Here is an 18,237-nt window from a genome sequence, read left to right as displayed (position 1 = left end):
AACAGCGAGGACAATCCTTTCGGTCGAAATCAGACGCGGACGGCGACAGGCCGTCCGCGAAGGACAGCGGCTCCCCGGGGCCGGCGAATGCAACACGAACCAAACAAGATCAGGAGGGGATGATGTCCAGAGTTGCGGTGGTGACCGGCGGAACGCGCGGCATAGGCGAGGCGATCTCGGTTGCACTCAAGGCGGCCGGCTACAAGGTAGCGGCGAGCTACGCGGGCAATGACGAGGCGGCCGCTAAGTTCAAGGGTGAGACCGGCATCAACGTCTACAAATGGGACGTGTCGAGTTACGACGCCTGCGTCGCGGGCCTGAAGCAGGTCGAAGCCGATCTCGGTCCGGTGGACGTGCTGGTCAACAACGCCGGTATCACCAAGGACGGCATGTTCCACAAGATGACGCCGGAGCAGTGGTACGGCGTCATCAACACCAACCTGAATTCGCTGTTCAACATGACGCGGCCGGTGTGGGAAGGCATGCGCGAGCGCAAGTTCGGCCGGGTAATCTGCATCTCCTCGATCAACGGCCAAAAAGGCCAGATGGGCCAGGTCAATTATTCCGCCGCCAAGGCGGGAGACATCGGCTTCGTGAAGGCGCTGGCCCAGGAGGGCGCGCGCGCCGGCATCACCGTCAACACGATCTGTCCCGGCTATATCGCCACCGAGATGGTCAAGGCGATCAACCCGGAAGTCGTCGCAAAGAGCATCCTGCCGCTGATCCCGGTCGGCCGTCTCGGTGAGCCGCACGAGATCGCGCGAGCTGTGGTGTTCCTGGCGTCCGACGATGCCGGTTTTATCACCGGCTCCACGATCTCGGCGAATGGCGGCCAGCACATGATCTGAGGCCTGCAAATGTCGATCCAGCCACGAGGGGACCTCACGACACGGACGCTCGCCATGCCCGCGGATGCGAATCCGAGCGGCGATATCTTCGGCGGCTGGGTGCTTTCGCAGATGGATATCGTCGGCGGTATCCATGCCGGTCAACGCGCGCAGCGGCGTGTTGCGACGGTGGCGATCGAGGCGATGCACTTCATCAAGCCGGCGCATGTCGGGATGTCCTGTGCGTTTACGCCGCGGCCGAGCGTGTCGGGCGCACGTCGGTGGCGATCCGCCTGGAGGCCTGGGCCCTGCGCAGCCGGCTGGGGGATCGCGTCAAGGTGACGGAAGGCATCCTCACATTCGTCGCACTGGATAGCGAGGGCCGGCCTGCGCCGCTTCAAACCTGAGACTCAACAACGACCGATACAGGAGAGAGAAATGTCCGACGACAGATCGAAATCAAGCGCAGCTGACTGGGGTTTTTCCGGGTTCGACTTCGCCAAACTCATCGAAGCCTGCCAGATCAGCGGCGTCGATAGGACGTCATTGATCGATATGGAGAAGAAGAACATCGATGCGCTGATCGAGGTAAACCGTTCGGCGTATGAAAGCTGGCAAAGCCTGATGACGCGACAGGCCGAGGTCTTCCAGGAAACCATGAAGGCGATCGCCGCCGAGGCGCGCATCGAAACGGCCGCGGGACGGCGAGCTGAAATCGCCAGGCAGGGGTTCGAAAAGGCAATCGCCAACATGCGCGAGCTCGTCGAGGCGTCGACCGAGTCGCAGAAGCAAACGATCGAAATATTGCGCCGGCGTTTCGAGGACGGAATGGCGAGCATGCGGACGCGCAAAGGAAGTGCCTGAGGCCGGCCGACCGCATAAAGCAGGAGAGGGGCGATTGCATACGCCTCCCGAACAAAGAAGCAAAATCGGGGAATACGATGGACCAGGATCTGAGGGAAGCCGCACTTGAATATCACCGCCTGCCGAGGCCGGGAAAGATTTCCGTGGTGCCGACCACGGCCATGGCAACCCAGCGCGATTTGTCGCTGGCGTATTCGCCGGGCGTGGCGGAGCCCTGCCTGGTCATCGCCAAGGACCCGTTGCAGGCCGATGAGCTGACCGCACGCAGCAATCTCGTGGCTGTCGTCACCAACGGCACCGCCGTGCTTGGCCTTGGCAATATCGGCGCGCTGGCCGGCAAGCCGGTGATGGAGGGCAAGGCGTGCCTGTTCAAGAAGTTCGCCGGCATCGACGTGTTCGACATCGAGCTCGCCGAGGAAGACCCTGATGCCTTGATCGAAACCATCGCTAGGATGGAACCGACCTTCGGCGGCATCAACCTGGAGGACATCAAGGCGCCGGAATGCTTCTACATCGAACAGAAGCTTCGCGCCCGAATGAAGATTCCGGTGTTTCACGATGACCAACATGGCACCGCGATCATCGCCGCGGCGGCAATCCTGAACGGCCTGAAGCTGGTCAAGAAGGACATTGCCGACGTCAAGCTGGTCTGCTCCGGCGCCGGCGCGGCTGCTTTGGCCTGTCTTGATCTCATCGTCAGTCTTGGGCTGCGGCACGATCGCATCATCGTGACCGACGCAAAAGGCGTCGTCTATGCGGGCCGCACCGAGGGCATGGATGACAACAAGGCGCGCTATGCGGTGAGAACGGATGCGCGAAAGCTGGACGACATCATCCAGGACGCGGATATCTTTCTCGGCTTGTCGGCCGGCAATGTGCTGACACAAGACATGGTCAAGAAGATGGCGCGAGATCCCCTGATCTTCGCCATGGCCAACCCGATCCCGGAAATCATGCCGGAAGACGCGCTGGCGGTTCGCCCCGACGCGATCATCGGCACGGGACGGTCGGACTACCCCAACCAGATCAACAACGTCCTGTGCTTTCCGTTCATCTTCAGGGGCGCGCTCGACTGCGGCGCGACGACGATCAACGAGGAAATGAAGCTTGCGACAGTGCGTGCGCTGGCGGATCTGGCGATGACGGAAGTGCCCGAGGTGGTGGCTGCGGCGTACAAAGGAGAGAAGCTTCGCTTCGGCCGCGAATATCTCATTCCGAAGCCGCTCGACCCGCGTCTCATCGAGGTCGTCGCGCCGGCGGTCGCCAAGGCCGCGGCCGACAGCGGTGTTGCGAAGCGTCCGATCGCCGATATGGAAGCTTATCGCCAGCAGCTGAGCCGGTTCGTCTACCATTCCGGCAACGCGATGCAGCCGGTGTTCTCTGTGGCGAAGGGCAGCGGCAAATCTCTCCTTCTGGCGGAGGGCGAGGACGAGCGCGTGCTGCGCGCAGCACAGGTGGTCGTCGACGAGAAGATTGCGAGACCCCTGCTTGTCGGCCGGCCGTCGACGATCGAGGATCGAATCAAGTCCTTCGATCTCAGGCTGAGACCAGGCGAGGACTGCGAGATCATCGATCCGCATGATACGGATATCTATGCCAAATGCGCGGAAGTGTACCACTCGCGAAGAAAGCGTGACGGCGTGTCAGCCGCGCTGGCCCTGTCGGAGACGCGTAGCAACGCGACGGTGCTCGCCTCGCTTCTTCTCGAGAGGGGAATCGGCGACGCGATGCTGTGCGGGGTGATCGGAAGGACAGCCGACCATCTGAGTGCCGTCCGCAACGTGATCGGAAACCGGGCCGGCGTGCGGACGCTGGCGGTGATGCAGATGCTCATTCTCCAGCAGCATCAGCTGTTCATCTGCGACACCCATTGCAACCTTAATCCGACGGCCGAGCAGGTCGCCGACATCGCCTTGCTGGCGGCGGCGGAGGTCAGGCGGTTCGGCATCACGCCGCGGGTGGCGTTGTTGTCGCATTCGAGCTTCGGCAGCTCCGCGGCTCCGGAAGCCAACAAGATGCGGGAGGCGCGGGCGATCATTCGCGAGCGATCCCCTGGTCTGGCGGTCGAAGGCGAGATGCGCGGTGACGCCGCACTGTCGCGGTCCGTGCTTGCCCATGAGCTTCCGGATTCCGATTTCGAGGGGCCGGCGAATGTGCTGGTGATGCCGAATCTCGACGCCGCCAACATCTCCTACAACCTGCTGCGGATGGCGGCGGGCCAGGGGCTGACGGTTGGCGGCATCCTGCTCGGAGCGGCAAAGCCGGCCCACATTCTCACGCCATCGTCCACTGTGCGGCGGATCGTGAACATGGCGGCCGTCGCGGTCGCAGACGCCGTCTCCGATCGAGCCTGATCGGGAGGCGCGTTCGGGCGGGTAGTGAATTCGATCGGTCGAGGCCATCATGGGTAAGCCGCAGTTGGGAAAGTCCCGGATTGTAATCGTCGGAGGCGGAGCCGGCGGACTGGAGCTTGCGACGCGCCTCGGCGACAAATATGGGCGCAAGGGCAAGCTCGACGTCACGTTGATCGAGCGCAACCGAACGCATGTGTGGAAGCCGAAGCTGCACGAAATTGCCGCCGGCAGCATGGATATCTCGGCTCACGAGGTCGATTATCTCGCCCAGTCATACTGGCACGGCTTTCGCTACCGGGTCGGGGACATGATCGGCATCGATCGGGATCGCCGCCAGGTGCACGTGGCGCCGTATTTCGATACGGAAGGTCGCGAGGTCACGCCGAAGCGGAGCTTCGACTATGACGTCCTCGTCATCGCCATCGGAAGCCAGAACAACGACTTTGGCACGCCTGGCGTGGTGGACCATGCGATCAAGCTTGAATCGCAGGCGGATGCGCGGCGGTTCCACGAACGAATGGTCAATGCCTGCATCCGCGCGCATGCCCAATGGTTGCCTCTGGGAGAGCACCAGTTGAAGGTCGCAATCATCGGCGCCGGCGCCACCGGCGTCGAGCTGGCGGCCGAACTCCACAGGACGACACGTGAAGTGGTGGCATATGGCCTCGATCAGGTCGATCCCCAGAAGGACATCAGGATTACGCTGATCGAAGCCGCCGACCGGGTGCTTCCCGCACTGCCCGAACGCGTGTCGAAGGAGACGGAGAAGCTGCTCGCAAGGTTGGGGGTCAATGTGCTTGTCGGCGCCAAGGTCTCGGAGATCGGCTCCGACCATGTGAGCCTGACGGACGGCCGCGCGATTCCCGCCGAATTGATCGTATGGGCAGCCGGCATCAAGGCGCCCGATTTCCTGAAGGATATCGCCGGTCTCGAAACCAACCGGATCAATCAGCTCGTCGTCCGGCCGACGCTGCAGACAACGCGCGACGACGGCATCTTTGCCATCGGCGACTGCTCGGCCTGCTCATGGGGCGAGCGCGGCAACATACCGCCACGCGCCCAGGCGGCTCACCAGCAGGCCTCGCACCTCTATTCCCAGATTCCGCGCTATCTGCGGGGCGAGCCGATCAAGGACTACAAGTACAGGGACTTCGGATCTCTGGTGTCGCTCGGCGAATTCAGCACGGTCGGCTCGATGATGGGTGCCCTGGTGGGCGGCAACCTGGTGTTCGCAGGTATCTTCGCAAGGATGATGTACCTGTCGCTCTACAAGATGCACGAGCACGCGCTGCATGGTTCGGTGAAGGTTGCGCTCGACACGCTGGCCCGCCTGATCACCCGGCGCACCGAACCGCATGTGAAGCTGCATTGACGTGCATTTGATTCACGCCGGAGGTGTCGCGTGAGGCCTGGAGGAAGGTTGATGGACGCCGTGTTCCTTGCGCGCATGCAGTTCGCCGCCAACATCACGTTCCACATCCTGTTTCCGTCGATCTCGATCGCGCTCGGCTGGGTGCTGCTGTTCTTCAGGCTGAAACATCTGCGGGCAACCGACCCGCAGCAGAAGCTCGATTGGCTGCGCGCCTATCGCCTGTGGACCAAGGTGTTTGCCCTGACATTCGCGCTTGGGGTCGTCAGCGGGGTCACCATGAGCTTCCAGTTCGGTACCAACTGGCCGGGCTACATGGAGCGCGTCGGGAATATCGCCGGCCCGTTGCTCAGTTACGAGGTGCTGACCGCATTCTTCCTGGAAGCTGGCTTTCTCGGCGTGATGCTGTTCGGCCATCGCCGGGTTGGCGAGATGGTTCACCTGGGCGCGACCTTCCTCGTCGCGTTCGGTACGCTGATGAGCGCATTCTGGATCCTGGCCCTGAATTCATGGATGCAGACGCCGGCGGGATACGAAATCGTCAACGGCCAGTTTCATGCGCGGAGCTGGCTCGAGATCATCTTCAATCCATCCTTCCCGTATCGTCTGCTTCACATGGTGCTCGCATCCGCGCTCACCTGTGCGTTCCTGCTGATCGGGATCAGCGCCTGGCAACTTCTGAAGGGCGTCGCGACGGACAGCGCGTCGCGCGTGCTGCGCACGGGGTTGGTTTTCGCCGCGCTGGCCGCGCCGGCGCAGATGATGGCGGGTGATCTTCACGGGCTCAACACGCTGCAGTATCAGCCGCAGAAGATCGCGGCGATGGAAGGTATTTGGGAAACGACGCGCGGTGCGTCGCTGTTGCTGTTCGCGATCCCGGACGATGCGGCGAGAACGAACCATTTCGAGGTGGCGGTGCCGAAGCTCGCCAGCCTGATCCTTCGGCATGACGCTGACGGCGAGCTCAAGGGGCTGAACGAGTTTCCATCGGCTCATCCGCCGGTCTTTGCGGTGTTCTGGTGTTTCCGGATCATGGTGGGAATGGGCATCCTGATGCTGCTGGTCAGCTGGGTTGGCCTGTGGAGGCATTGGCGCGATGGCCGGGAATTTGCCCGGATGCCGCGGCCAATGCTCTGGCTGTTTGCCGGGATGACCTTTGCCGGCTGGGTTGCGACCATTGCCGGATGGTACGTCACGGAGATCGGACGTCAGCCCTTCATCGTTGCCGGCCTCATTCGAACCAGCGACGTCGCTTCGCGTGTCCCGTCGTCGAGCATCGCTGTGACGTTCGCCATCTATGTCGCGGTCTATCTGGCCCTGCTCGTGGCCTACGTCGGCGTGCTCAAATACATGGCTGAGACAGCCGACAAGAAGTCGTACGCGAACGTGTCGGTGAGCCCGGCAGGAGAGCCGCAGCAATATCAGCGCCGGGGGGAATTCGCATGACTTCAATGTCGTTCGACGAACTGCTCCCGCTGATCTTCATCGGGTTGATGGGGGTGTCGCTGCTCGTCTACGTCGTGAGCGACGGATATGATCTCGGCGTCGGCATGCTGATGCATCGGGCGACGCCGGAAGAGCGGGATACCATGGTCGCGTCCATCGGTCCGTTCTGGGATGCCAATGAAACGTGGCTGGTCCTCGGCGTCGGCCTTCTGCTGGTGGCGTTCCCCAAGGCGCACGGACTGGTGCTGTCTGAACTGTACCTGCCGACCGCGCTCATGCTGGTCGGCCTGATCCTGCGCGGCGCGGCCTTTGATTTCAGGGTCAAGGCAAAGGCCGACCGCAAGGCGATGTGGGATCGTCTGTTCATTGCAGGCTCAATGCTTGCGTCAGTGTGTCAGGGGTGGATGCTCGGCCGGTACATCAGCGGCTTCGGCGAGGGCTGGAATTATCCGATCTTCGCCGGCGCCATCGCGGTGGCGCTGCCGATGGCCTATGCGCTGCTTGGCGCCACATGGCTGGTGATGAAAACGGATGGCGCGCTCCAGCACAAGGCAGTCGAATGGAGCAAGATTGCCTGGCCGCCCATGGTCCTCGGTCTGATCCTGATTTCGATGGCGACACCGTGGATCAGCGAGACGGTTCGCGAGAGGTGGTTTACCCTGCCGGCGATGATTGCGGTGGCGTCGATCCCGGTTACAGCCGGGATCGCGCTCGTGACGGTGCGCGTCCTGCTCGGTTCGCCCACCGTGCGGGGCGGCCTGTGCTGGCTGCCATTCGCGCTGCTTGTGCTGGTATTCTTCCTGAGCTTCCTCGGCCTCAGCTACAGCATCTACCCCTTCGTGGTGATCGACAGGCTGACGGTATGGGAAGCCGCCAGCAGCCCAGATTCGCTCAAGGTCATCCTGATCGGAGTTTGCGTCACGCTGCCCGTCATTGTCGCCTATACCGCATTTTCCTATCGCGTATTCCGGGGCAAAACCATAGAGTTAGACTATGCGTGAGTTGTCGTCTGTCATGGCCGACGCTCCGCGGTTTGTCCTGGTCCCTGGGATGGCGGAGCTTCCATTCCTGGTGAACATAAAGCGGAGGCCCGAAGTCAGTTCGATGGCGTCCAACTCCCTGCGTTGGCTTGTTCGCGGAACAGCCGCTCTTGCCCTGGTCGCTGCCGCTTCGTGGATCGGATATGCCGTGGCTTTCCACCGCGGACTGGACCATTTGCACGTTGCAGCTCAGCAGCGGCTTGCGGTGGAAGCAGCCAGGCTCGACGGCCATCTCTCCCGATTTGAATATTTGCCGTCGTTGCTCGAGACGTCTCCGAGCGTTTTCCGGCTGCTCGGTGATCCCAGCGATGGCGCGCTGCAGCAATCGGTCAGCCTGTATCTGAAGTCGATCAATCTGCTTGCCGGTGCCGATAACCTCTATGTCCTCAGCGTCTCCGGCGAAGCGTTGGCCGCTGCCGATTTCGAGGACCCGGGCACACCGGTCGGTCGAAATCTGTCGTATCGCCCCTATGTGAGCAAGGCGCTCGCGAGCGGTCGAGGCGCGTTCTTCGGTGTCGGCATCACCAGTGCGCGCGCCGGCTATTATCTGTCCTACGCCCTGAAGGACGGTGGAGTGACAAAAGGTATCGCTGTCGTCAAGGTCAATCTGGATTCGTTCGAGCGCGCCTGGCGTGATACCGAAGGTGACGTTGTTCTCGTCGACGAGCGTCAGGTCGCGATCCTCGCCTCCCGCGACGAGTGGCGCTATCGCCCGATGGCACCGCTGTCGCGTGAAATGCGCGATGACATTGCGCGCTTCAAGCCTTACGGAAACCACGAGCTGAGGCCGCTCGGATGGACCGTCGTCGCTCAGTCCAGCGGCGGCGCTGCACGTGTCAGCACCGAAAGCGGAACTGCCTACCGGATCAGCGAGCTTCCGATCAACCGGGGCCTCTGGAAGCTTGTCCTTCTCGACGACGAGGCGCCGGTGCGACAAACCGCGCTCATCATTGGCGCGATGTCGGGTCTCGCATCCCTTGCTGCCTTGCTCGCGCTTGGTCTCGTGCTGCAGCGTCGCAGAGCGATCAAGCAACGGCTGGCCAACCAGGCCGCGTTGCAGGCGGCGAACGACATGCTCGAGACCAGGGTGCAGGAACGAACCGCCGAGCTGCGGGCGACCCAGGATGAACTGGTCCATGCCGGCAAGCTGGCCGCGCTCGGTCAGATGTCGGCCGGCATCGTCCACGAACTGAACCAGCCGCTGGCGGCCCTGCAGACCGCATCCGACAATGCGATCCTGTTGGTCGATCGCGGCTCGATTGGCGATGCGCGCGGAAATCTCATCCGAATTGGCGAACTGGTGCGCCGGCTGGGGCGGTTGACCAGCCAGTTGCGGGTCTTTGCCTACAAGTCGAACAGCCCGCTGGATGCGGTTTCCGTCGAACAGGCCGTCGCCGAATCACTCAAGATACTCGCCGCGCGCGTCAAGGATGGTGCCGTCGACGTCTCGACCGAGATTGACGCGAACCTTTGCGTGGTGGCCGACCAGACGCGGCTGGAACAGCTGTTAGGTAACATTGTGGGGAATGCTCTGGACGCCGTAGAGGGCGCCGGGAAGAAGTCGATCTTGATCCGGGCTGCCAGGGATGAAGGACATGGCGGTCGCTGTCTCATCACCATCAGCAACAGCGGCCCACCGATTGCGCCCGATGTCCTGCAGCGCATCTTCGAGCCGTTTGTGACGACCAAACCCGCAGGCAAGGGGCTAGGCCTTGGTCTCATGCTCTCCAATCACATCGCGCGCTCCTTCGGCGGCGAATTGCGCGCGCGAAACCTTGCGCCGGTCGGCGCCGAGTTCGTTGTGGTCCTTCCGTTGGCTGACATAGCAGAGGCGGCTTCGCATGGGCGATGACCAATCAATTGGCGTGATCTACGTCGAGGACGACGAGGATGTCCGGATCGGTGGCGTCCAGGCGCTCGAACTTGCCGGCTTTTCGGTCTCGGGATTTGCGTCGGTCGAAGCCGCCAACGTATCCGTGCGCCCCGACATGCCCTTTGTCGTTGTGTGCGACGTACGTCTGCGCGGCAAGAGCGGCCTTGAGTGGCAAGCCGATCTGCGTGGGCTAGATCAGGATCTGCCGGTGATCCTGATCACCGGGCATGGCGATATTTCGATGGCGGTGCACGCGATGCGCGGCGGCGCCTACGATTTCATCGAGAAGCCGTGTTCCTCGGAACAGCTGATCTCGGTGGTGCGCAGGGCGGTAGAGAAGAGGCGGCTGACCCTAGAGGTGCGTTCGCTGCGATCTGCGCTGGCGGACCGGCAGGGGATCGAAGCGAGCCTGCTCGGCCGATCGCCGCAGATCCAGGAAGTGCGCCGGCTCGTATCCACATTGGCCGCGACCAATGTCGACGTCACCATCTATGGCGAAACCGGAACCGGCAAGGATGTTGTCGCGCGTTGTCTCCACAATCACAGCGGCCGACGCGCCGGCAATTATGTCGCAGTGAACTGCGGCGGCCTGCCTGAGTCGCTGGTCGAGAGCGAACTGTTCGGCCACGAAGTTGGGGCATTCACCGGCGCCACCCGTCAGCGTGTCGGCAAGATCGAATATGCGAATGGCGGAACGCTGTTCCTCGACGAAATCGAGAGCATGCCGCTGAGCGTGCAGGTGAAGTTGCTGCGGTCGCTGCAGGATCGGTCGATTGAGCGGGTCGGAACCAACAAGCCGATCTCGGTGGATTGCCGGGTCGTCGCGGCGAGCAAAACGAATTTGTTGGAGCTGAGCGAAAAGAAGCTGTTTCGCGCCGATCTCTATTATCGCCTCGGCGTAGCATTCATTGAGCTGCCGCCGCTTCGCGAACGCCGCGAGGACATTCCGCTGCTGTTCGAGCACTTCACGCTGGATGCCGCGAGACGCTTCGAGCGTGATGCGCCGATATTGGACGAGCAGACGACGTCCCACCTGCTGGCCTATTCGTGGCCGGGAAACGTACGCGAGCTTCGCAACGTCGCCGACCGCTTCGTGCTTGGCGTTCTCGATGGCAAGGCGATCAACAAGTCCGGCCTTGGCGCGTCGGATCCGTCGTTGCCTCGACAACTCGAAAACATCGAGCGGTCGATCATCGAGGACGCGCTTCGGCGCAAGCAGGGCGACGTCCAGGCAACCGCTGCGCTGTTGGGTATCCCGAAGCAAACTTTGTACGACAAGATCAAACGTCTTGCTGTGAACGTCGATGGAATACGCGAAGGCTCAGCCGTCCGCTCCGGAGCCTGAAGGGAGCCAAATAGAAGCTGCCCGGAACAAGGAAACGCAACACATCATCTTATTTTGCTGAGTGAGGGATATCGGATGAATCGGCCATTCAACATGCCGGACGAGTTTGTCGATGGATTCATGAAGGCGGGCGCGAGCCTGTGGCGATCGCTGGGTGGCACAGCGAATGGCGAGCGTGACGACGCCGCGGTCAGCTCGCCTCTGGGGGCGTCGGGACGCATCGCCGAATTGCAGGCCGACTATCTGAAGGGTTTGTATCAGCTTTCAGAACACATCATCAAATCGGCGGCAGGCGGGCAGAGCGAAGGGGGCATCGAAACCCCGCGCGGCGATCGCCGGTTCAATGGCGCTGATTGGCGGGAAAATTCGCTCTACAGCATATTGAAGCAGTACTACCTGCTGAACTCGCGCTACTGTGTCGACTTTGTCGAAGCCCTCGATCTGGACGAGAAGGAAAAGCACCGCCTGCGTTTCTTCACGCGCCAGCTGGTCGAGGCGATGAGCCCGACCAATTTTGTCGCTACCAATCCCGATGCGATCAAGATGGCAACCGACAGCGAAGGTCAAAGTCTCAAGGCTGGCCTGGACAACCTGATGGCAGACCTGGGCAGAGGCAGCCTGACGATCACGGACGAGGGCGCATTCGAGGTCGGAAAGGACGTCGCTGCATCGAAGGGCGCGGTCGTGTTCGAAAACGATCTGTTTCAGCTTATTCAATATGAACCGGCGACGGAGCAGGTGGCCGTTCGGCCTCTGCTGATCGTGCCGCCCTGCATCAACAAGTTCTACATTCTCGATCTCCAGCCTGCCAATTCCTTTGTCCGGTTTGCGGTTGAGCACGGCATGACGGTCTTCGTGGTGTCCTGGCGCAATCCGGAAGAGTCTTGCGGTCACTTCGGATGGGATGACTATGTCGAGCATGGTGCGATGCGCGCCATTGAAATCACCCGATCGATTTCAGGCGCCGACAAGGTCAACGCCGTCGGCTGGTGCGTCGGGGGGACCATCCTGTCGTCCGCGCTCGCGATCTTGCGGACGCGCGGCGACGAGTCGGTCGCAAGCGTGACGCTGTTGACGACCATGCTCGATTTTCGGGAGCCGGGTGATCTCGGCGTGTTCGTGGACGAAGAGAGCGTGCTCCAACGCGAGCTGACGATCGGGAAGGGGGGCATCTATCGCGGTGCCGAACTCGGCTTCGTGTTCCAGACCCTGCGTTCGAAGGAACTGATATGGCCGAACGTGGTCGATCATTATTTGAAAGGAAAGCCGCCCGAACGTTTCGATCTTCTGTTCTGGAATGCTGACGTGACCAATCTGCCGGGGCCGATGTACTGCTGGTATATCAGGAACATGTACCTGGAGAACAATCTCCGCGAGCCGAACAGATTGACGATGTGCGGTACGTCAGTCGATCTGGGGCGGGTCGATCTGCCCGCCTACGTTCTCGCGACGGTCGAGGACCACATCGTGCCATGGCGGTCCGCCTATCGCACGACGGGCCTGTTCGGCGGCGACACTCGTTTTGTTCTTGGCGCGAGTGGGCATATTGCCGGCGTCATCAACCCCGCGTCGAAGAACAAGCGCAGCTATTGGGTATCCGACGAGCGATGCGAAGAGCCGGCCGCCTGGCTGGCCGGCGCGGATGAAAAGCCGGGCAGCTGGTGGAACGATTGGATCGGCTGGCTCAAGCCGCAGGCGGAAGAGCAACTGCCGGCGCGCACGCAGCTCGGTAGCAACCTCTATCCTCCGGGCGAATCCGCCCCAGGTCGATACGTGAAGGCGAAGGCGGGCTGAAGATCGAGCCGGCAAGCTGGGATGCTGTCGGGCCGGCGCGGACAAATCCCGTCCTGCTGCTTCTGACGACGATCGGCTCTCAACCAGTAGCGCGGTTCACTGCCATCTATCCGCGCTCGGCCACAATGTTCAGTTAACCTGCTTGCTCCCGTGAGTGACACAGGAGCAGCGGTAATCTTCCGCCAAGCGGCGAGCACCTTCGGCAGGCTGTCGTCGGGCACGCTCTTCCGTCGGGGTTGGCTTGCGATCTGCACATTCACCGGCAAACCAGTACAGGCGTTTTCGCGTAGGCCAGCACTTTGTTTGTCACACTACCGATTAGAAGCGTGGAAAGTCCGCTGCGCCCGTGCCATGACATGACGATGAGATTGCAGCCTCTGTCCTCGGCCGCTGCAATGATGGCTTGATAGGGTTGCACATTCTCCACTTGAATTGTCTCGCAGGAAACACCGGCCTCCTTGGCCGCATTTGCCGCGTGATCCAACACGCTCGCAAAGTCGCCTGTCACTGCAAGAAGTGGTTCCACGACGTAGATTACAGATACCTTGGCTCCAACGGATTTCGCCAGCGCCAACCCGTGCGTCACCCCGCGCTCTGCCAGCTCCGACCCATCTGTCGGAATGAGAATATGCCGGTACATGCTCCACCTCTCGATCGTCTGGACGTATCGCTGCCTTCCGAATGCAAGGTGGGCCCGCGTTTCGGATACAGTCTTGAGACAAATCAATCTATAGGCCAATCGTGCCACAACTCCGGTGTCCGCAATTACCCAAAGCGGGCGCGCCATGGCGAGATAACCGGTTGAACTGACCGGCAGGGCTGCGCAGTCCCCGAAAGGAATGTGCCGGTGAAAAGAGGTCTTTCTCGGGTTGGGTTAGATCGGACAGTGGTTCAGCGCTTCCACCATCGCCAGAAGTAGAAAGACAGCATCACGCCGGCAATCACGGCGCCGCCAGGCCTGATCGCGAGCCCGAGGATCACCGCCAGCAGGATCACCAGCGCCGTGACGTACCACGGCTGTGTCGTTTGGGGTGCCGTCGCCGGTCCCGCCGGGGGAGCCGCCTGCGGGCCGGCTGCGCGCGGCGTGCCCCACGGTGACGGGGGTACGTTGGGCGGACGTGACATGCCGGGCGTTGCGGTGCGTGCCTGTGCGGCCCGTTTCTTTTCCTCCTGTCGCGCCAGCGCAACCAACACTGGGTCCGGCGGTGGCGGTGGCCGCTCCGCGGGATTCCACTGCCGACCGGGCGGCGCCTGGCCGGCGCTCGCGGCCTTGCGGAATGCGGCGCGAGTCGGAAGCCGTTCGGAGCGGGTGGGCGCGTACTGCGCGGCGAGGCGCTGCGCTCGCTGCAGCAATGGCGTGCCACTCTCCGGATCGACCATCATGGCGAAATGGCCGAAGCCGAGCAGCGACCGGATCACGTCCTTGCCGGGACCGAAATGCTTACCCGCCGGCCCGTGGCGCTCGACCTGCTGCAGCACGGCGCGGTAACGGCGCAGCAGGTCGCGCGGCACGGCCACGGCCTCGTTGACGGTGAGGCCGGTGACCTCCTGGCGCGTCGACCTGCGCATGATGCGCGTCTTGTCCGGATGGATCGTGAACCCTTCGGCCTCGACGATGCCGTGCACGGCCTTGAGCAAGGTGCCGATCTTTTTTATCGCCTCGCCCGAGCCGGAGAAGGTCAGATCGTCGGCATAGCGGCTGTAGACAAAGCCGAGCGTGCGGGCGAGCCCCATGAGGCGCCGGTCGAGCCTGCGGCAGATCAGGTTGGTGATCGCCGGGCTCGTCGGCGCGCCCTGCGGCAGCAGCCGCGGGCCGTCGGCGATGAAGTGGCGCTCGCCGTCGAGCGTCACTTCATCGACCATTGGCTCGGTGCACAACAGCGCGAGCGGGATTGCGACCGCTTCCGCATAGCCCAGCGCCTCGAACAGACCCTTGACGCGGGCGTAGGTCAGGGTCGGGAAGAAATCCTTGAGGTCGAGATTGATCACCACGTCGCGGCCGACATGGTTGCGCGCATTGGTCAGGATCGAGCGCTCAGGCGCAAAGCCGTGCGCGGCATCATGCAGCGGCGCGCGTGCGAGGATGTTGTCCAGAACCCAATACTGCGCGCGCTTGAGGCGCGGCATCGGCGCCGAGATCAACCGCTCGCCACCGCTCTTCTTGGGGATCGTGAAGCGCTGATAGTGATTGACCGACGCGACCTTCCTGTTGAATGCGAGGAAGCGCAGCTCGCCCAGCGGTATGCCCATCGCGTCGGCCAGCGCCTTGGCATCGGCGAGCGGCGGAAAGCCGTCGTGCAACGGAATGGTGGTCGTGCGGCTGTGAAGGCCAGGCGAGACGTCTTCGCCGAGGTAGAGCACATCGCGCTTGCGGCGTTCAAACCATGCAAACGCCCGCGTCTGTCGCGCCTCGGCGTTGCGGCGCTTGGTCTCCTGCCGCCGCGCCATCGCTTCGGCCTTGCGGCGCTTGTGCATTTCCTTCAGCGCGCGCACGGGATCGCCGAGGGCGGCGTGCTGGCGCTGCAATTCGCTGAGCTCGCGCATCGCTTCTCCGCGCGCGCGGATCGTGTCCGCGGCCGGCGCCGGCTCGTCTTCGCCGTCGGGCCAAAAGCCGAGGCGGATCATCTCCTCGAGGATGACCTCGTCCTTCGACGACTGGCGGATACGATCGTAGAGTTCCTGGCGCGTCAGCGTGCCGGGCGAAACGGTCTCGGTCACGCGGCCAGCCCTCCGGTCAGGAACGTGACGGAGGTTATGCTGAGGGAGATCGGAAAGGGCGCGGGCCGGATAGCCTTCGTCTCATCCAAGAACTGGATCGATCCACTCGACGCCGGGGCGTCCACCCATACGCAATTGGGTTCAAAGAACCCATTCTGCGATTGCGTATGGGTGGACTGCCCCGGCCCAGTGAAGATCGGGCCAGTGACGCATGCATGGTCATGGTGCAAGGACGGCGATACGCCGCCCGGGTTGCAAGGTCCTGACCGGCCCGCGCCCTTCCGATTACTGTGATACGCGAATTGTCGTCTCCGGTGCAAGCCGGGTCTGATGGCGGCCTTCATGTCACTCATGTGGCGTGTCCATCCTGGGCGACGCCCTCGACTTGCGCATGGAAGATCCGGCGCAGCGCCAGCATGTGCTCGCACGGGCCGCGCGCCATCTTGTTATGGCCGTAGAAATGACAGCTGCAGCGCGCCTCGACGAGGCGGTCGTCGTCGTCGATGACGAGGTTCACTTGCTCGGTGCGGGCATTGTCGAGCACCCGGCCGTTGATGGCGCGAACGCCCTGGTTGCGATCGATGTTACCGATCGTCACGAGGTTGGCGTTGATCAGGCGGTCGGCCTTCTCCTCCTGCGGGCTCGCGAAGCGCAATTGAGCCGGCGACAACGGCTCGCGCGTCAGTTCGCGCAGGCGGTAGAGCGACTTGTCGAGGTCGAACATGACCCGTCCGGCCTGGGTGTAGGCGGTGAGCGCCGCATGCACCAGCGCCTGGTCGACGCCGGTCCACTGTGCCAGTTCGGCGGCGGTCGCCGCGTGCGATTTGCCGAGCGCCGCGAAAACGCGCTGGGCGGTGTCGGTGTCGACCTTGTGGCGTGGCGCGAGCAGGTCGAATTGCCCGGCGGACGACCAGTCGTTCGCGGTCCAGCCGGACAGGCCGAGCGTAAATCGAAGGCCGCCGAAATCGACGACGAAGAACGAGGGCAGGCCGCTCTGGGTCAGATGCACCCGCACCGACCGCGCCAGCGGCAGCGCCCGCCCGAGGATCGCAAGCCTTCGCCGGCCCCAAATGCGGATCTCTGCGGGGTCCTTGCCGCGATAGATCGAGCGGCGGAAAGTGAGCCTGTCGTGCCACGGCTCGATGACCACCTCCACGGGCGCGTCCGGCTTCAGCACAAAGCGCAGCGAACGCGGACCGGCTTTTTCCTTCTTCTGCGCAAGGCGGGTGAGAATGTTGGCCATGTCCAGTGGATGCAGGTCGAACACATGTGCCGGCAGGGTCATGGCGCTCGACACCTGCAGGAAGCCGCGCACCCAGCTGTCCGGCAGGTCGATCTTCTCCTCGCGGAAGTCGAGGTCGTCGCCGGTCTGCACCTCGAACCCGGAGGGATCGATGGTGAGCGTGGTGTCGCGATAGGAGCGGATCTTCTGGAATTCGTCGTAGAGGGCGTGGCTGTAGTCGATATTGGTGGTGCCGAATGCCATCTCGCCGAGGCCCTCGAACACGTCGTGGTCGCATGACAGCCGCCCGTAGCTCGATTCGTCGAGGCTGAAGCACTCGAAGAAGATCTCGTCCGGATGCACGGTGATGACAGGATCGAGCACGATCCATGCGTCGCGGTTCTGTTTGTACAGGTAGTTGAAATAGGCCTGCCGCGCCGCCCAGAACGGCTTCATCAGCCGATCGCGCTCGCGGTCGAGGCCGCGGATGCGGTCCTGCAACTCCGCGATGCGCGGCTTGAGCGCCGCGGACTGCTTCGTCGCTTCGGCGAGGAAGCTGGCCTCGTTCTGCTTCAGCCACTCGAAGTAGGCGGTACGGTCGCGCGGCTTGAAGCGCAGGTCCGAGACGACGACATGATGCAGCGCCGAGATCGCCTCGCGGAACGCGATATGGCGGGCGACCTTGCCGGTGAAGAAAGTCGGCTGGCGCAGCGTGTCCGGCGCGAAGGCGAACGACGATGAGGCGGCGTCCGACGAGGCGCTGGTGCTGCCGAGAAATCGATAGGCGAAATTCATGCGGCGTTTCCGCTGGCTTGCGAGTCACCGCCCGACGGCGTGCGGCCGGCGCGAGCCACGGTGACAGGCAGAGTGAGGTCCGGCCAGGCACGGGCGATGTCGCGCAGGATCATCAGCGCCGGCGCCTTGTCGCGAAGGGTCACGCTGAGTGTGAAGTCGTACAGCAGCTGCGCGATATCAGCAGCGCGGTCCCTGTGCGCCAGCGCTTCGTGGCGCAGTGCCATGAAGATCCGGTCCTTGGCGATGCGGCCGCGGTTGATCTGCATCAGGATGATGCGGGCCTGGGTCAGGAATTTGGCGAAGATCGCCGCATCCGCCAGCGAGTCGCCTGATATCAACTCGGTGACGAAGAGGTGAAAGCTGCCGGAAGGGTGCTCCAGCACGCGCCCCAGCACCTCGGCGACATCGCCGTCGGCGAGGCTGCGCCGAAGCAGCAGGCGGGCGCCGTCCTGCACCGCCGGCACGGTCGAGTCCGCCATGACCGCCAGCGCCGCCGCCGGCAGCGCGTCGCTGGGCCATGCGGTGAGGCGGTTCACCGCGGTCGCTCGTACATCGTCCCACTCGCTCTCGACCAGCAGTACGGCATTCTG

Annotated in this window: 12 protein-coding genes and 2 pseudogenes; 10 read left to right on the top strand and 4 right to left on the bottom strand. The window is 62.9% G+C overall.

What is annotated here, in order from left to right; all coding sequences use genetic code 11:
- Positions 1 to 122 precede the first annotated feature (122 nt).
- The 10 genes and pseudogenes from phbB (at position 123) to phaC (ending at position 12,912) form a co-directional block, all read left to right on the top strand.
- The gene (gene phbB / locus CQ14_RS20845) at positions 123 to 848 is read left to right on the top strand and encodes an acetoacetyl-CoA reductase (protein WP_057859726.1); all 726 of its coding nucleotides are present in this window, start codon (positions 123 to 125) and stop codon (positions 846 to 848) included.
- Between the two features lie 9 nt (positions 849 to 857).
- Positions 858 to 1,234 (top strand): annotated as a pseudogene (locus tag CQ14_RS20840) (acyl-CoA thioesterase).
- Between the two features lie 31 nt (positions 1,235 to 1,265).
- A complete protein-coding gene (gene phaP, locus CQ14_RS20835; RefSeq protein ID WP_057859712.1) occupies positions 1,266 to 1,691 on the top strand; it encodes a TIGR01841 family phasin in 426 nt (141 codons plus the stop codon).
- A 77-nt stretch (positions 1,692 to 1,768) separates the two neighbouring features.
- On the top strand, positions 1,769 to 4,045 hold the full coding sequence (locus CQ14_RS20830) for an NADP-dependent malic enzyme (protein ID WP_057859711.1): 2,277 nt from the start codon (positions 1,769 to 1,771) through the stop codon (positions 4,043 to 4,045).
- Between the two features lie 49 nt (positions 4,046 to 4,094).
- Positions 4,095 to 5,417 carry an NAD(P)/FAD-dependent oxidoreductase gene (locus CQ14_RS20825; protein ID WP_057859710.1) on the top strand — a complete coding sequence of 441 codons (1,323 nt, stop codon included), beginning with the start codon at positions 4,095 to 4,097 and terminating at the stop codon, positions 5,415 to 5,417.
- A 51-nt stretch (positions 5,418 to 5,468) separates the two neighbouring features.
- Entirely contained in the window at positions 5,469 to 6,860 is a 1,392-nt protein-coding gene (locus tag CQ14_RS20820) for a cytochrome ubiquinol oxidase subunit I (protein WP_057859709.1), read from the top strand.
- Positions 6,857 to 7,861, top strand: coding sequence for a cytochrome d ubiquinol oxidase subunit II (locus CQ14_RS20815; RefSeq protein ID WP_156435206.1), 1,005 nt, complete (start codon positions 6,857 to 6,859; stop codon positions 7,859 to 7,861). The genes CQ14_RS20820 and CQ14_RS20815 overlap by 4 nt, the downstream gene beginning before the upstream one ends.
- 187 nt (positions 7,862 to 8,048) lie before the next feature.
- Positions 8,049 to 9,752, top strand: coding sequence for a sensor histidine kinase (locus CQ14_RS20810; RefSeq protein ID WP_347337150.1), 1,704 nt, complete (start codon positions 8,049 to 8,051; stop codon positions 9,750 to 9,752).
- Complete coding sequence (locus CQ14_RS20805) at positions 9,742 to 11,118, top strand: sigma-54-dependent transcriptional regulator (RefSeq protein WP_057859706.1); 1,377 nt, start codon at positions 9,742 to 9,744, stop codon at positions 11,116 to 11,118. The genes CQ14_RS20810 and CQ14_RS20805 overlap by 11 nt, the downstream gene beginning before the upstream one ends.
- A gap of 75 nt (positions 11,119 to 11,193) precedes the next feature.
- The gene (gene phaC / locus CQ14_RS20800) at positions 11,194 to 12,912 is read left to right on the top strand and encodes a class I poly(R)-hydroxyalkanoic acid synthase (protein WP_057859705.1); all 1,719 of its coding nucleotides are present in this window, start codon (positions 11,194 to 11,196) and stop codon (positions 12,910 to 12,912) included.
- Positions 12,913 to 13,168: 256 nt separating this feature from the next.
- Here the strand turns inward: phaC and CQ14_RS20795 are convergent, their stop codons facing one another.
- The 4 genes and pseudogenes from CQ14_RS20795 to CQ14_RS20780 all read right to left on the bottom strand — a co-directional run.
- The gene (locus tag CQ14_RS20795) at positions 13,169 to 13,552 is read right to left on the bottom strand and encodes a universal stress protein (RefSeq protein ID WP_057859725.1); all 384 of its coding nucleotides are present in this window, start codon (positions 13,550 to 13,552) and stop codon (positions 13,169 to 13,171) included.
- A 251-nt stretch (positions 13,553 to 13,803) separates the two neighbouring features.
- Entirely contained in the window at positions 13,804 to 15,630 is a 1,827-nt protein-coding gene (locus CQ14_RS20790) for a reverse transcriptase family protein (RefSeq protein WP_057859704.1), read from the bottom strand.
- A gap of 349 nt (positions 15,631 to 15,979) precedes the next feature.
- Positions 15,980 to 17,647: an SWIM zinc finger family protein gene (locus CQ14_RS20785; RefSeq protein ID WP_057859703.1), complete on the bottom strand. Its 1,668-nt coding sequence runs from the start codon at positions 17,645 to 17,647 to the stop codon at positions 15,980 to 15,982.
- Positions 17,644 to 18,237: pseudogene (locus CQ14_RS20780) on the bottom strand (hypothetical protein); the annotation flags it as partial. The gene CQ14_RS20785 and the pseudogene CQ14_RS20780, both read right to left, overlap by 4 nt.

This window comes from Bradyrhizobium lablabi (assembly GCF_001440475.1).
Classification (GTDB): Bacteria; Pseudomonadota; Alphaproteobacteria; order Rhizobiales; family Xanthobacteraceae; genus Bradyrhizobium; species Bradyrhizobium lablabi.
The sequence above is the reverse complement of the archived record's forward strand: the minus strand, read 5'-3'. Positions and strand labels throughout refer to the sequence as shown.

Bases quoted from the DNA above. Each gene is read 5' to 3' on its own strand.
- phbB (WP_057859726.1), top strand. From the start codon at position 123: ATGTCCAGAGTTGCGGTGGTGACCGGCGGAACGCGCGGCATAGGCGAG.
- phaP (WP_057859712.1), top strand. From the start codon at position 1,266: ATGTCCGACGACAGATCGAAATCAAGCGCAGCTGACTGGGGTTTTTCC.
- CQ14_RS20830 (WP_057859711.1), top strand. From the start codon at position 1,769: ATGGACCAGGATCTGAGGGAAGCCGCACTTGAATATCACCGCCTGCCG.
- CQ14_RS20825 (WP_057859710.1), top strand. From the start codon at position 4,095: ATGGGTAAGCCGCAGTTGGGAAAGTCCCGGATTGTAATCGTCGGAGGC.
- CQ14_RS20820 (WP_057859709.1), top strand. From the start codon at position 5,469: ATGGACGCCGTGTTCCTTGCGCGCATGCAGTTCGCCGCCAACATCACG.
- CQ14_RS20815 (WP_156435206.1), top strand. From the start codon at position 6,857: ATGACTTCAATGTCGTTCGACGAACTGCTCCCGCTGATCTTCATCGGG.
- CQ14_RS20805 (WP_057859706.1), top strand. From the start codon at position 9,742: ATGGGCGATGACCAATCAATTGGCGTGATCTACGTCGAGGACGACGAG.
- phaC (WP_057859705.1), top strand. From the start codon at position 11,194: ATGAATCGGCCATTCAACATGCCGGACGAGTTTGTCGATGGATTCATG.
- CQ14_RS20795 (WP_057859725.1), bottom strand. From the start codon at position 13,552: ATGTACCGGCATATTCTCATTCCGACAGATGGGTCGGAGCTGGCAGAG.
- CQ14_RS20785 (WP_057859703.1), bottom strand. From the start codon at position 17,647: ATGAATTTCGCCTATCGATTTCTCGGCAGCACCAGCGCCTCGTCGGAC.